General features: G+C 74.0%; 14 protein-coding genes. 6 read left to right on the top strand and 8 right to left on the bottom strand.

The genetic code is table 11. From position 1 onward, the window contains the following. Positions 1-21 precede the first annotated feature (21 nt). The 3 genes from ACI783_RS13005 to moaA form a co-directional block, all read right to left on the bottom strand. On the bottom strand, positions 22-243 hold the full coding sequence (locus ACI783_RS13005; protein WP_457140823.1) for a hypothetical protein: 222 nt from the start codon (positions 241-243) through the stop codon (positions 22-24). A gap of 95 nt (positions 244-338) precedes the next feature. Continuing rightward, positions 339-581 carry a MoaD/ThiS family protein gene (locus ACI783_RS13000; RefSeq protein WP_457140822.1) on the bottom strand — a complete coding sequence of 81 codons (243 nt, stop codon included), beginning with the start codon at positions 579-581 and terminating at the stop codon, positions 339-341. 3 nt (positions 582-584) lie between these two features. After that, positions 585-1,634, bottom strand: a complete 1,050-nt coding sequence (moaA, locus tag ACI783_RS12995) for a GTP 3',8-cyclase MoaA (RefSeq protein ID WP_457140821.1) — start codon at positions 1,632-1,634, stop codon at positions 585-587. A 121-nt stretch (positions 1,635-1,755) separates the two neighbouring features. On the opposite strand from moaA, the gene ACI783_RS12990 reads away from it, so the two are divergent. From ACI783_RS12990 to ACI783_RS12970, 5 genes are all read left to right on the top strand, one after another. Then, positions 1,756-3,021: an MFS transporter gene (locus ACI783_RS12990; RefSeq protein WP_457140820.1), complete on the top strand. Its 1,266-nt coding sequence runs from the start codon at positions 1,756-1,758 to the stop codon at positions 3,019-3,021. Between the two features lie 211 nt (positions 3,022-3,232). Beyond that, entirely contained in the window at positions 3,233-4,447 is a 1,215-nt protein-coding gene (locus tag ACI783_RS12985) for an MFS transporter (protein WP_457140819.1), read from the top strand. Positions 4,448-4,647: 200 nt separating this feature from the next. Then, complete coding sequence (locus ACI783_RS12980) at positions 4,648-6,138, top strand: SulP family inorganic anion transporter (RefSeq protein ID WP_457140818.1); 1,491 nt, start codon at positions 4,648-4,650, stop codon at positions 6,136-6,138. 35 nt (positions 6,139-6,173) lie between these two features. Further along, positions 6,174-6,545 (top strand): MerR family transcriptional regulator, encoded by a 372-nt coding sequence (locus ACI783_RS12975; protein WP_457140817.1) that lies wholly within the window; start codon positions 6,174-6,176, stop codon positions 6,543-6,545. Positions 6,546-6,699: 154 nt separating this feature from the next. Then, the gene (locus tag ACI783_RS12970) at positions 6,700-7,542 is read left to right on the top strand and encodes an aldo/keto reductase (RefSeq protein WP_457140816.1); all 843 of its coding nucleotides are present in this window, start codon (positions 6,700-6,702) and stop codon (positions 7,540-7,542) included. A 126-nt stretch (positions 7,543-7,668) separates the two neighbouring features. On the opposite strand, the gene ACI783_RS12965 is transcribed toward ACI783_RS12970, so the two are convergent. Beyond that, positions 7,669-8,487, bottom strand: a complete 819-nt coding sequence (locus tag ACI783_RS12965) for a DUF3097 domain-containing protein (protein WP_457140824.1) — start codon at positions 8,485-8,487, stop codon at positions 7,669-7,671. 271 nt (positions 8,488-8,758) lie between these two features. On the opposite strand from ACI783_RS12965, the gene ACI783_RS12960 reads away from it, so the two are divergent. After that, on the top strand, positions 8,759-9,553 hold the full coding sequence (locus ACI783_RS12960; protein WP_457083862.1) for a DUF2382 domain-containing protein: 795 nt from the start codon (positions 8,759-8,761) through the stop codon (positions 9,551-9,553). A 71-nt stretch (positions 9,554-9,624) separates the two neighbouring features. Here the strand turns inward: ACI783_RS12960 and ppk2 are convergent, their stop codons facing one another. The 4 genes from ppk2 to ACI783_RS12940 are packed head-to-tail and all read right to left on the bottom strand — an operon-like array spanning position 9,625 to position 13,451. Next, complete coding sequence (ppk2, locus tag ACI783_RS12955) at positions 9,625-10,542, bottom strand: polyphosphate kinase 2 (RefSeq protein ID WP_457140815.1); 918 nt, start codon at positions 10,540-10,542, stop codon at positions 9,625-9,627. Between the two features lie 56 nt (positions 10,543-10,598). Continuing rightward, the gene (locus ACI783_RS12950) at positions 10,599-11,777 is read right to left on the bottom strand and encodes a glycosyltransferase family 4 protein (RefSeq protein ID WP_457140814.1); all 1,179 of its coding nucleotides are present in this window, start codon (positions 11,775-11,777) and stop codon (positions 10,599-10,601) included. Further along, on the bottom strand, positions 11,767-12,675 hold the full coding sequence (locus ACI783_RS12945) for a lysophospholipid acyltransferase family protein (RefSeq protein ID WP_457140813.1): 909 nt from the start codon (positions 12,673-12,675) through the stop codon (positions 11,767-11,769). The genes ACI783_RS12950 and ACI783_RS12945 overlap by 11 nt, the downstream gene beginning before the upstream one ends. Continuing rightward, a complete protein-coding gene (locus ACI783_RS12940) occupies positions 12,672-13,451 on the bottom strand; it encodes a GNAT family N-acetyltransferase (RefSeq protein ID WP_457140812.1) in 780 nt (259 codons plus the stop codon). Before ACI783_RS12940 ends, ACI783_RS12945 begins: the two co-directional genes overlap by 4 nt. Positions 13,452-13,480: the final 29 nt, after the last annotated feature.

Below are 13,480 nucleotides of genomic sequence, written 5' to 3'. Positions count from 1 at the left end.
GGGGCCCGCTGACCGCTGGGGTCAGCGGGCCCCGGCGCCGGCCAGCCCGTCGTCGTCCGGGCGGTGCTGCTCGGTGTCCTGCTGCTCGGCGGCCTCGACCTGCTCCTCCTCGGCCTCGCCCTCCAGCCGGCGCGCCTCACCGTCGAGGGCAGCGGCCACGTCGCCGTGCGACTGGCCCCAGACCTCCTCGGCGTGACCCACGGCCTGCTCGACCTTGGCCTTGGCCTTGTCCCACACGCTCATCTCGTACCTCCAGGTCTCAGCGGCCGGTCCACGGGTCGGCTTCCGCGCCCCGGTCCGCTCCCCGCTCGTCCCTCGCTGCGATGCTCCCGGGGCTGTCAGCCTCCGGCGAACGGCGGCAGGACGTCGACCACCGCGCCGGGCGTCAGCACCAACGACCGGTCCCGGGTCTGCGTTCCGTCGACCAGGAACGAGCAGGCGGTGAGCACCCGCTCCAGCCGCTCGCCGTGGGCGTCGACGATCTGCCCGACCAGCTCCTCGAGGCTGGCCGCCTCCCGCGACTCGGTGTCCACACCCGCGGCGGCGCGGGCACCGGCGAAGTACCGCACGGTGATGCTCATGCCTCAGCCCCCGATCGCGGACATCGGCCGCGAGGGCTGCAGGAACGACGGGTCGTCGATGCCGTGGCCGGGCAGTTTGCCCAGGGTGGCGATCCGCCAGCGGTCGGCCAGCTCGGCGTCGGTGGCGCCCTCGCGCATCGGGCCGCGCAGGTCGGACTCCTCGCGGGCGAACAGGCAGTTGCGCACCTGGCCGTCGGCGGTGACCCGGGTGCGGTCGCAGGCGCCGCAGAAGGACCGGGTGACCGAGGCGATCACGCCCACCGTGGCCGGCCCGCCGTCGACCAGCCAGCGTTCGGCGGGGGCGGAGCCGCGGTCCTCCTCGGCCGGGGTGAGCGTGTGTGCGGCCGAGAGCCGTTCGAGGATGTCCTCGCCGGTGACCATCCGGCCGCGGGTCCAGGCGTGGTGGGCGTCCAGCGGCATCTGCTCGATGAACCGCAGCTCGTAGCCCTGCTCCAGGCAGAAGTCGAGCAGCGGGACGGCGTCGACGTCGTTGATCCCGTGCAGCAGGACGGCGTTGACCTTCACCGGGGTGAGGCCGGCGTCCTGCGCGGCCCGCAGGCCGGCCAGCACGTCGTCGAGCCGGTCGCGGTACGTCAGCTGCTTGAACCGGTCGCGGTCCAGGGTGTCGAGGCTGACGTTGATCCGGTCCAGCCCGGCCGCGGCCAGCGCCGGCGCCATCCGGGACAGCCCGATCGCGTTGGTGGTGAGCGAGACCTCCGGCCGGGGGCGCAGCGTGGTGCTGGCCGCCACGATGCCGGGCAGCCCGGGGCGCAGCAGCGGCTCACCGCCGGTGAACCGCACCTCGCGGACGCCCAGCAGCTCGACGCCGATCCGGACCAGCCTGACGACCTCGTCGTCGGTGAGCTGCTCCACCTTCGGGAGCCACTGCAGGCCCTCGGGCGGCATGCAGTACGTGCAGCGCAGGTTGCAGCGGTCGGTGAGCGACACCCGCAGGTCGGTGGCGACCCGGCCGTGCCGGTCGACCAGGCCGCCGGTGCCCGGGGTGACCTGCGGGCGCACCCGCGGGTCGGGCAGGGGGCTGGAGGTCGTCACCGGACCCAATGTAGTGGCGCACGCGAGCGGATGGCGCGCTGCTACGTTCGGCACCGCCACCCGAGGGTCCGGCGGGCACCCCCGCACTCGCCTGTGGCCAGAGAGCGCGAGAACGAGAACCGTGTCCCCCCGCACCGTCTTCTCCCCCTACGCACAGCTGTTCACCGTGCCCGGCGCCCGGGCCTTCTCCCTGGCCGGCTGGTTCGCCCGGGTGCCGATGGCGACCGTCGGGCTGGGCTCGGTGCTGCTCGTCGCCGGGGAGACCGGCAGCTACGCCCTGGCCGGCGCGGTCGCCGGCACCCTGTCGCTGTCCTTCGCGATCGCCAGCCCGCAGTGGGCGCGGCTGATGGACCGGATCGGGCAGAGCCCGGTGCTGCGCTGGACGGCGCTGCTCTACCTGGTCACCGGCCTGGCCTTCGTCGCCGTGGTCGTGGCCGACGGGCCCCGCTGGGCCTGGTTCGCCCTGGCCGCCGTCTGCGGGGCCAGCGGCTCCAACGTCGGGTCGGTGGTGCGCAGCCGTTGGGCGCACGCCCTGCCGGACCCCGCGCAGCGGCAGACCGCCTTCGCCTTCGAGTCCGTCGCCGACGAGGTGGTGTTCGTCGCCGCGCCGCCGCTGGTCACCGTGCTCGCGGCCGCGGTGTCCCCGCCCGCCGGTTTCCTGACCGGGCTGCTGCTCGGCGTCGTCGGTGGGCTGGTGCTCTCCCGGCTGGAGGCGAGCGCGCCGCCGGTAGAGCGCCGGGTCGCCGGTGCACCGCGGCCCCGGGTGCGGGTTCTCACGGCCGGCCTCGTGGCGATCGCGGTCACCTACCTCGCGATGGGCAGCGTCTTCGGCGCGATCGACGTGGTGGTCGTCGGGTTCGCCGACGCCGAGGGGCACCCGGCCGCGGCCGGCATCGCGCTGTCCACGTACGCCGCCGGCAGCCTGGTCGCCGGGCTCGCCTACGGCGTGCTCCGGCTGCCCGGCACCCTGGTCAGCCGGTTCCTGGCCTGCGCGCTGCTGTTCGCCGTCGCGGCGCAGACGCTGCACCTGGTCGACTCGCTGCCGATGCTGATCGGGCTGGCGTTCCTCGCCGGGCTGACCATTGCGCCGGTGCTGGTGGCCGGGATGTCGCTGGTCGAGTCGCGGGTGCCCCGGGCAGCGCTCACCGAGGGGCTGACCTGGACCTCCACCGGGCTGACCGTCGGCGTGACCGCGGGCTCCGCGCTGGCCGGTGCCGCCGTGGACGCCTGGGGCGCCGAGGGCGCGTTCGCCGTCCCCGCTCTCGGTGCGGCGCTGGCCGGCCTGGTCGGCGTCGCCGGGTGGCTGGTGCTCCGCCGTCCGGACGCCCCGGTGGTCCAGGCCCCGGTGCCGGGTCCGTCCGCCGGCGTCACCGCACGGGAGCGGTAGTCGCCGGGAGGGGGGCGGTCGACCGCTCCCGAGCGGCCCTGCCCGGCCGCTCGTAGTCTTCCCTGACCTCCTCTGCCTGCGCCGACGACGCCGCCGGCCCCGCTCCTCGCCGGAAGGCACGGCCACGTCCCGATCGCCCGCACGTCCTCGGTCCTCGGCTGCCCGCCGCGCCGGCGGTCCCCGTTCGCCCGGCGGGTTCTACGGCTGGCACATGGTGGGCATCTCCGCGCTCACCCTGGCGCTGACCGCACCCGGGCAGACCGCGGCGATCTCGGCCTTCATCGACCCGATGACCGCCGACCTGGGCATCAGCCGGTCGGCGATCTCCACGGCCTACCTGATCGGCACCCTCGTGGGGGCGGCCGCGATGCCCCTGGTCGGCCGTGCGCTGGACCGCCTCGGCACCCGCCGGACGATGGCCCTGGTCGGCGCGGTCTTCGGCGGGGTGCTGGTCGCCCTCTCCCTCGTCTCGGGGCTGGTCGGGTTGACCGCGGGGTTCGTCGGGGTGCGGATGGCGGGGCAGGGCGCACTGGGGTTGACCGCCACGACGGCGGTGGCGGTCTGGTTCACCCGGCGTCGCGGCACCGCGGTGGGGCTCGTCTCCGCCGTCGGGGCGGCCGGCATCTCCCTGGCCCCGATCGGGCTCGAGGCCCTGATCGGCGCCCACGGCTGGCGAACCGCCTGGGTGGTGGAGGGCCTGGTCGTGTGGGCGCTGGTCATCCCGCTCGCGCTGTTCGGGGTCCGGGACTCACCCGCCGATCTGGGCCAGCAGCCCGATGGCCGGCGCTCGGCGGACGGGCCGGTGGCCGACCCACCCCGCGGTCGCACCCTGGCGCAGGCGAGCCGGACCCCGTTCTTCTGGACGGTGATCGCGGCCGTCGGGATCTCCGGCATGCTCTCCACCGCCGTCGCCTTCCACCAGATCGACCTGCTGGGGGAGCGCGGGCTGAGCGGCACCGAGGCGGCCGCCAACTTCCTGCCGCAGACCGCGGCCGCGCTGCTGGGCACGCTCGCCGTCGGAGCGCTCATCGACCGGGTCGACCCCCGGTGGGTGACCGCCGGCTCGATGGCCCTGCTCGCCGGCGGCCTCCTGATGGGCACCGTCGTCTCCCCGGGGTGGTCGGCGATCGTGTTCGGCGCGCTGATCGGCGGCTCGGGCGGTGCGGTGCGCACGGTCGAGGCCGGCGCCTTCCCCCGCTACTTCGGCACCACCCACCTCGGCTCCATCCGCGGCGTGGTCGCCGCGGTCAGCGTCGGCTCGACCGCGCTCGGGCCGGTGGCGTTCGCGCTGGTGCACGACGCCACCGGCGGGTACGGCGTCGCGCTGGCCGGCTCGGCCGTGCTGCCGGTGGTCGTCGGGGTGGTCGCCCTGCTGCTGCCGGTGCCCCCGCCGCTGGGCGACGCCGTCGTCGCGCCAGAGGAGTGACGAACACCGCACCCACCAACCCTTACGTCAGGGGAGGGTCGGCGGCAGACTGTCCGTGACCGCGCACCCGGCCGCGACGACGTCGTCCCGGTCCGAAAGGTGCGCCACCACGGTGCGCCGACGCACCACCCCGTCCTTCCCGGCACCGGCTCGGTGCCGTCCTGCGCGCCCGAGCGGGCGCACGACCTGGAGAACACGACTTGTCCTCAGCACTGCCCGCGCTGCCCAGGCCGCGCCTGAGCCGGCCCGCCTGGCTCTCCCCGTCCGTCGCCCGCACCGAGGTGCTCGCCGGCCTCGTCGTCGCCCTGGCGCTCATCCCCGAGGCGATCAGCTTCTCCATCCTCGCCGGGGTCGACCCGCGGGTGGGGCTGTTCTCCTCGTTCGTGATGGCCGTGGTCATCGCCTTCACCGGCGGCCGCCCGGCGATGATCACCGCGGCGACCGGCGCCATCGCCCTGGTGGTGGCGCCGCTGGCCCTCGAGTACGGCGTGGAGTACCTGTTCGCCGCCGTCGTCCTCGGTGGCGTGTTCCAGGTCGCGCTCGGCCTGGTCGGGTTCGCCCGGCTGATGCGGTTCATCCCGCGCAGCGTCATGGTCGGCTTCGTCAACGCGCTCGCCATCCTCATCTTCACCGCGCAGCTGCCCCAGCTGACCGACGTCCCGTGGGCCGTCTACCCGATGGTCGCCGCCGGTCTGGCGATGATCTTCCTGCTGCCCCGGCTGACCAAGGCCGTGCCGGCCCCGCTGGTCTCGATCGTGGTGCTGACCGTGCTGACCGTCGCCGCCGGCATCGCCGTGCCGAACGTGGGCGGCGAGGGCGAGCTGCCCGACAGCCTGCCGCTGCTGGGCATCCCCGCGGTCCCGTTCGACCTCGAGACGCTGATGATCATCGCTCCCTACGCCCTCGGCGTCGCCTTCGTCGGGCTGATGGAGTCGCTGATGACGGCGAAGCTGGTCGACGACATCACCGACACGGGTTCGAACAAGACCCGCGAGTCCTGGGGCCAGGGCACCGCGAACATCGCCTCGGGCCTCTTCGGTGGCATGGGTGGCTGCGCGATGATCGGCCAGACCATGATCAACGTGAAGTCCGGCGCCCGGACCCGGCTGTCGACCTTCCTCTCCGGCGTCTTCCTGCTCGTCCTGGTCGTCGCCCTGGGCGACATCGTGGCGATCATCCCGATGGCCGCGCTGGTCGCGGTGATGATCTTCGTGTCGATCGCCACCTTCGACTGGCACAGCCTGCGGACCATCCACCGGATGCCGAAGAGCGAGACCGCGGTGATGCTCACGACCGTCGCCGGGACGCTGCTCACCCACAACCTCGCCATCGGCGTAGGCGCCGGCGTCCTGCTGGCCTGCGTGCTCTTCGCCCGTCGCGTCGCCCACCTCGCCGAGGTCACCAGCGTCACCGACCCCGACGGCGGCACCCGGGTGTACCGCGTGCACGGCGCGCTCTTCTTCGCCTCCAGCAACGACCTGTACACCCAGTTCGACTACGCCGGTGACCCGGAGAAGATCGTCATCGACCTGACCGACGCGCACGTCTGGGACGCCTCGACCGTGGCCGCGCTGGACGCGATCACGCACAAGTACGAGACCCGGGGCAAGCAGGTGGAGATCGTCGGCCTGACTGGCCACTCCGCGGCCCGGTTCGACCGGCACACCGGCCAGCTCACCGGGGCGCACTGATGCGGCCGGCCACCGCCTCCGCCGGCGGTGGGCTGATGCAGATCGGACAGGTCGCCGAGCGCACCGGGCTGAGCCTGCGCACCATCCGGTTCTACGAGGAGAACGGCCTCGTCGTCCCCACCGCACGCACCGACGGCGGTTTCCGCCTCTACAGCGAGGCCGACGTCGCCCGCTTCGAGGTGATCAAGCGGATGAAGCCGCTGGGCTTCACCCTCGAGGAGATGCACGAGCTGCTCACCCTGCTCGCCGACCTGGCGCGGGGGGAGGGGGACCGCGCGCAGCTGCTGGACCGCCTCCGGAGGTTCCACGAGGCGGCCACCGCCCGGGTGACCGCGCTGCGCGAGCAGCTGGCGGTGGCCGAGGGGTTTGCCGAGAGCCTGACCGGACACCTGGCCGCCAACGGCTGACGCACTCCCCGGGCGGCCGGGCATTCCCGGCCGCCCGGGTGAGAATCCTCGCGGGTAACCGCGGGAGGGGCCGGGTAGGCGCGCAGGCAGGCCGGCAGCGTGGCGCTCCGCCGTGCGCCGCCAGCTCACCGCACCCCATCGAGGAGGACCCCGCATGGCCACCGTGCCCACCATCCCCCTGAACAACGGCGTCGAGATCCCGCAGCTGGGCTTCGGCGTCTTCCAGATCAAGCCCGAGGACACCGTCGAGGCCACCCGCACCGCTCTCGAGGTCGGCTACCGGCACATCGACACCGCCGAGATGTACGGCAACGAAGCCGAGGTCGGCGAGGCCGTCCGCCAGTCCGGCGTCCCGCGTGAGGAGGTCTTCGTGACCTCCAAGCTGAACAACGGCTTCCACGCCCGCGACGCCGCGCTGAAGGCGTTCGACGGCACCATGGAGGCGCTGGGGTTCGACTACCTGGACCTGTTCCTCATCCACTGGCCGCTGCCGGGCATCGACGTCGACTACGTCGAGACCTGGAAGGCGATGGAGGAGATCTACCGGTCCGGCCGGGTCAAGGCCATCGGCGTCTCCAACTTCAACGCCCACCACCTGCGCCGGCTCTTCTCCGAGACCGAGATCCGCCCGGTGGTGAACCAGATCGAGGTGCACCCGTACTTCGCGCAGAACGACCTGCGGGCGTTCAACGCCGACCACGAGATCCGCACCGAGGCCTGGGCCCCGATCGCGCAGGGCAAGGTGCTCGACGACCCGACCCTCATCCGGATCGGTGAGCGGTACGGCAAGAGCCCGGCGCAGGCGACGCTGCGCTGGCACATCCAGCGGGGCGACATCGTCTTCCCGAAGTCGGTCACCCGCAGCCGGGTCGAGGAGAACTTCGACCTGTTCGACTTCGAGCTCACCGACGACGACATGCGTGAGATCGACGGCCTGGACCGCGCCGACGGTCGCAACGGCCCGAACCCGGACGACTTCAACTACATCCCCAGCTGAGGAAGGACCCCGTCCTCCTCACCCCTCGCAGGCTCGGGGTGAGCCTCTGGACGGGGCCTGACCGTTCCAGCGCCTCACCAGCGGCCGTCGTCCCTTCGGGGACGGCGGCCGCTGGTGCGTCCGGCGTCAGTCGGTGGTGACGAAGTCGATGAGCTCCTCGACCCGGCCGATCAGCGTCGGCTCCAGGTCGGTCCACACCTTGACCCGGGCCAGGATGCGCTGCGCCCACACGTAGCCGGTGTCGTCCTCCCAGCCCAGTCGCTTGCAGACGCCGGTCTTCCAGTCCTCGCCCCGGGGCACCGTCGGCCAGACCTCGATCCCGACGACGGACGGCTTGACCGCCTGCCAGATGTCGATGAACGGGTGGCCGACGACGAGCGCGTGGTCGCCGGTGATCTGCGCCGCGATCCGGGACTCCTTGGACCCGGTGACCAGGTGGTCGACGAGCACGCCCAGCCGCCGTCCCGACGACGGGCGGAACTCCTTCACGATGCCCGGCAGGTCGTCGACGCCGTGCAGCGGCTCGACGACGACGCCCTCGATCCGCAGGTCGTGGCCCCAGACCTTCTCCACCAGCTCGGCGTCGTGCTTGCCCTCGACGTAGATCCGCCCCTCGCGGGCGACCCGGGCGCGGGCGCCGACGACGTAGGTCGAGCCGGAGGCGCTGCGCTGCGGGCCCGAGGGTGCGTTCTGCTTCGGCCGCACCAGCACGACCGGCCGGCCGTCGACCCAGAAGCCGGGCCCGAGCGGGTAGGCGCGGACCTTTCCGAACCGGTCCTCGAGGTGGACGACATCCTTCTCGCACCGGACGACGGCGCCGACGAACCCGCTGCTGGGGTCCTCGACGACGACGTCCTTCAGCGCCTCGACCTGCGGGGAGGGCTTCTTCTGGGTGCGCGGGTGGACGAGGTTGTCGTACGGCGAACGAGGAGGCACGCCCTCCATGCTGTGCGCCGCACCGCCGGGTCGGGTGGACGACACGCCCGGTCGCCGTCCGAGCACCTGACGCCCGGGCGTGTCGCCCACCCGGGCTGCAGTCACTGGTCAACGCCCCTCGCAAGCGGCTCACCTGCGGAGACGAGGGTGGGTCGAGTGATGCTGGGGCGGAGACGTCCCGCGCTCGCGCGTGTCGATCATGGAGCGACCGTTTTCGTGCCGGGTGCGTGGGCAGATCTCTGTGCGACGACACGTCCCCGAACTTGAGGAGAACGGAACCATGATCGGCACCGACACCCTCGACCGCGTGATCGGCGCAGACGTCTACGACGCCGACGGCGACAAGATCGGCACCGCTTCCGAGGTGTACCTCGACGACCAGTCCGGCCAGCCGGAGTGGGTCACCGTGAAGACCGGCCTCTTCGGCACCAAGGAGTCCTTCGTCCCGATCGCGGACGCGGACCTGACCGGTGACGGCGTCCGCGTCCCGGTGAGCAAGTCCCAGGTCAAGGACGCGCCGAAGATCGACACCGACGGGCACCTCTCCCCCGAGGAGGAGCAGGAGCTCTACCGGTACTACGGCACCGGCCGCGGCACGACCACCACCGACACCACCCGTACGGAGACGGCCGGTACCGCGGGCACCGCGGACGCCAACCGGCACGGGACCGTCGGCCACGACACCTCCGGCCCGACCACCGACGACGCCATGACGCGCTCGGAGGAGCGCCTCAACGTCGGCACCCGGCGGGAGGAGAGCGGCCGCGCCCGACTCCGCAAGTACGTGGTCACCGAGAACGTGACCGAGACCGTCCCCGTGTCGCACGAGGAGGTCCGGGTCGAGCGCGAGCCGATCACCGACGCCAACCGCGGCAAGGCCACCGACGGCCCGGCCATCTCCGAGGAGGAGCACGAGGTGACGCTGCACGCCGAGCGCCCGGTCGTGGAGAAGGAGGCAGTGCCGGTCGAGCGCGTGCGCCTGGACACCGAGACGGTCACCGAGCAGCAGCAGGTGAGCGACGAGGTGCGCAAGGAGCAGATCGACACCGACGGCGGGGACACCACCCGCCGCTGATCCACCCTGAGCCAGCACAGCGCCCGCCCCGGCCGTTCGGGGCGGGCGCTGTGTCGTCCGGGGGGGGCGGGTCAGCTAGTTGCAGGCAGCTCGTCGGCGGCCGCGCCGACGATCAGCGGGTCGGGGGCCCCGACGACCTCGACGTCCTTGTCGGTGTAGTCGAAGCGGTGCAGCACGTGCTGCATCGCACCGAGTCGGGCGCGCTTCTTGTCGTTGCTCTTGACCACCGTCCACGGCGCGTGCTCGGTGTCGGTGTGCAGGAACATCGCCTCCTTCGCCTCGGTGTAGGCGTCCCACCGGTCCAGCGAGGCGAGGTCGGTGGGGGAGAGCTTCCACTGCCGCACCGGGTCGATCTGCCGGACGATGAACCGGCTCCGCTGCTCGCCACGGGTCACCGAGAACCAGAACTTGACCAGGTGGATGCCGGACTCGACGAGCATCCGCTCGAACTCCGGGGCCTGGCGCATGAACAGCCGGTACTCCTCGGGCGTGCAGTAGCCCATCACCCGCTCGACGCCGGCCCGGTTGTACCAGGACCGGTCGAACAGCACGATCTCCCCGGCGGCGGGCAGGTGCTGCACGTAGCGCTGGAAGTACCACTGCGACTGCTCGCGCTCGGACGGCTTGTCCAGCGCCACCACCCGGGCGCCCCGCGGGTTCAGGTGCTCGGTGAACCGCTTGATCGTGCCGCCCTTGCCGGCAGCGTCCCGGCCCTCGAACACGATGACCATCTTCTGGCCGGTGTCCTTCACCCAGCCCTGCAGCTTCAGCAGCTCGATCTGCAGCAGGCGCTTGCGGATCTCGTACTCGCGGCGCTGCAGCCGCTCGTCGTACGGGAAGCCCTCGCGCCAGGAGTCGACCCGGTTGCCCTCGGGGTCGAAGAGCTCGCGGTCGTCGTCCCAGTCCTCGTCGCTGTTGGTGTCGGGGAGCGCGTTGAGCCGCCACTGCGACAGGTCGAGCACGGACGAGGGTGCTGGTCGGGTGTCCATGTCCCGATCCTCACCCGAACTGCCCCGGTGGTTCCACGTGGAACGGTCGGTCTCGTTCACCGGCACAGCGCGGCGGCCCGGACCTGCCGCAGGTGCTCGATGAGAACGTCGCCGACCCGGCCCCAGGTGCGGCCCTCCACCGAGGGCCGTGTCCGGAGGGCGGCCGCCGCGAGCGCCGCCGGGTCGTCCCGCAACCCGGCGACGATCGCGGCCAGCACCTGCGGGTCGTCGCCGGCCCACAGCCAGCCGTTCTCCCGGTGCCGCACCAGGTCCAGCGGCCCGCCGGACGCGGCGACGACCGCGGGCACCCCCGCGGCGAGCGCCTCCTGCACCGCCTGGCAGAACGTCTCGTCCGCCCCGGGGTGCACGAACAGGTCCAGCGAGGCGACGACGGCGCCGAGGTCCGCCCCACCCAGCTGGCCGAGGAAGCGGGCCCGCGGCATCGCCCTGGTCAGCGCCCGCCGCTGCGGACCGTCGCCGACCACGACCAGTCGCACCGCGGGCAGCTCGCTGACCGGGCCGAGCAGGTCCAGCCGCTTCTCCAGTGCCAGGCGGGCGACCACGCCCACCAGCAGCTCGCCGCCGGGCGCCAGCTCGGCGCGCAACGCGGGGTCACGCCTGGTCGGGCAGAACTGCTCCAGGTCCACCCCTCGTGGCCAGAGCGCCACCGGGCCGATCCCGTGCCGTCGCAGCTCGGCCGCCGTCGGCGAGGAGGGGGCGAGCGTCAGGTCGGCGGTGCCGTGCACGGTGCGCAGGAAGCGCCAGGCGGCGGCCGGTCCGCCCGGCAGTCGGTAGCGCTGGGCGAAGGCGGCGAGATCGGTCTGGAACACCGCCACGGACGGCACACCCAGGCTGCGGGCGGCCCGGGCCGCGGCCAGGCCGAGCACGGCAGGGGACGCGAGGTGGACGACGTCCGGCGCCAGCCGCCGCAGGACCGGGGTGAGGTCGCCGGTGGGGCGGGCCAGCTGCAGCTGCCGGTACCTCGGCAGGCGCATCGCCGGCACGGTGACCACCTGCACCCGGGCGCCGCAGCGGGACTCGTAGTCGGCCCCCGACGGCGCCAGCACCACCGGGTCGTGCCCCCGCACGGCGAGGTGGTCGACCAGCCGCAGGACGGAGTTCACCACCCCGTTGACGGCCGGGAGGAAGGTCTCCGCGACCACCAGGACGCGCATCCCCGGCGCGCCGGGCACGGCCACGGTGGCCGGGTCGGCGGGCACCGCCTCACGCAGCACGGGAGGCTTCCCGGGGTGCCGGCACGACCCGCCGGACGGGGGCCCGCAGCCGGCGCGGGTGCGCGGCGACGACCGGTGCGCGCGACTCGGTGACCGCGGCGACCGCGTACTCCGCCAGCGCGGCGAGCTCCCGGCGGCTCGCCTCCGCCGGGTCCAGCGCCGGCAGCAGGTGGACCTCCACGACCAGGCCCCGCGCGGCGACCACCCGCGCCACGCTGCGCCACAGCGGCTCGTCGGCCAGGTAGCCGGCGAGCGCAGTGGCCTCCCCGTCGGCCAGCCGGTACCGGACGGCGACCGGGCACACCGGGGCGGCGGCGTCGACCGCGGCCTGGAAGAAGGCGGGGCGGAACCGCTCCAGCTCCACCCCGCAGGACGTCGTCCCCTCCGGGTGGACCGTCACCGTCGCGCCGGCCCGCAACGCCGCTGCGGCCTGCGCCACGGCGCCCGGCAGGGTGCGGATCCGGCCGCGGTCGAGCAGCACCAGGCCGGCCCGGCGGGCCAGCCCACCCACGAGCGGCCACTCGCCCACCTCCCGCTTGGCCACCGGCAGACCGGGGACGACGGTGAGCATCGCCAGGTCGTCGACCCAGGACACGTGGTTGCTGACAACCAGGTGCCCGGGGCCGTGCCCGGGACCGGTGCGGGGCCAGCCGACCGGGGAGGGGTGCACCTCGACGCGCACCCCGACCGCGGTCAGCACCCGGGCCGCGGCGCAGACGAGGATGCGGCGGCGGCCGCGGGCGCTGACCGCCGGCGCGCGCAGCGACGCCGCCCCCGCGCCGGCGAGCGCGCCGGCCAGCCGCAGCCAGCGGCGGCGCCGGGTGGCCGGGTCCACGGTGGCGGCCGGGTCACCGGCGCAGGCCGACGTGCAGGTGCTGACCGGCAGCCAGACGCTCACCGGGCACCTCCGGTGAGGCGGCCGAGCACCGGGCGGGGGACGTCGGCGAGGCCGAGCAGCACGTAGAAGTCCGCCGTGCCGAAGGCGGGGTCCCAGGCCGGCCGCCCGCACACCCGCGCGCCCAGCTTCAGGTAGGCGCGCAGCAGCGGCGGGACCACCAGCCGGGCCGGCCGGGGCGGGGACTCGACGTCGAAGGGCAGGTGCGGCACGACCCGCAGGGAGGCGGGGGCCAGGTGCCGGCCGCGGACCAGGTCCCACACCCCGGCGGCGGTCGCGCCGCCGTCGGACAGCGACACGGAGGCGCAGCCCGCCAGGTGGGTCGCGCCCCGGTCGAGCACGTACCGGGCGACGCCGGCCCACAGCCGGGTGATCACGGCGCCGCTGCGGTGGGCGGGGTGCACGCAGCTGCGGCCGGCCTCGACGAGTCCGGGGCGCAGCGCCGCGTGCCGGTCGAGGTCGAACTCGCCGGCGGAGTAGCTGCGGCCCGCGGCGGCGGCGCTCTCGGGCGGCAGCAGCCGGTAGGTGCCGACCACCTCGCCGGTCCGCTCGTCGCGGACCAGCAGGTGGTCGCAGAGCTCGTCCCACTCGTCGACGTCCCGGCCGGTGGCGGCGCCCGCCGGGCCCAGCTGGGCGCCGCCTTCCACGGCGAACACCTCGTGCCGCAGGCGCTGGACGGCGACGAGGTCGGCGGCGTCGGTGGCCAGCGTGGTCGTGTAGGTGGTGGTCGTGGACCGGAGCGCGGGGAGTGGGGGGAGCGTGGTCGGGGTGGGGGTCACGGGGACACCTCGGGTGCCGGGAGGCCCCT

The sequence above is a fragment of the Modestobacter sp. SYSU DS0511 genome, assembly GCF_054050755.1.
Note: the sequence above shows the minus strand (reverse complement) of the source record. Positions and strands in the feature narration are given on the sequence as shown.

Excerpts from the sequence above, each read along its gene's own strand:
- ACI783_RS13005 (WP_457140823.1), bottom strand. The coding sequence starts at position 243 with ATGAGCGTGTGGGACAAGGCCAAGGCCAAGGTCGAGCAGGCCGTGGGT.
- ACI783_RS13000 (WP_457140822.1), bottom strand. The coding sequence starts at position 581 with ATGAGCATCACCGTGCGGTACTTCGCCGGTGCCCGCGCCGCCGCGGGT.
- ACI783_RS12985 (WP_457140819.1), top strand. The coding sequence starts at position 3,233 with ATGGTGGGCATCTCCGCGCTCACCCTGGCGCTGACCGCACCCGGGCAG.
- ACI783_RS12975 (WP_457140817.1), top strand. The coding sequence starts at position 6,174 with ATGCAGATCGGACAGGTCGCCGAGCGCACCGGGCTGAGCCTGCGCACC.
- ACI783_RS12970 (WP_457140816.1), top strand. The coding sequence starts at position 6,700 with ATGGCCACCGTGCCCACCATCCCCCTGAACAACGGCGTCGAGATCCCG.
- ACI783_RS12965 (WP_457140824.1), bottom strand. The coding sequence starts at position 8,487 with ATGGAGGGCGTGCCTCCTCGTTCGCCGTACGACAACCTCGTCCACCCG.
- ACI783_RS12960 (WP_457083862.1), top strand. The coding sequence starts at position 8,759 with ATGATCGGCACCGACACCCTCGACCGCGTGATCGGCGCAGACGTCTAC.
- ppk2 (WP_457140815.1), bottom strand. The coding sequence starts at position 10,542 with ATGGACACCCGACCAGCACCCTCGTCCGTGCTCGACCTGTCGCAGTGG.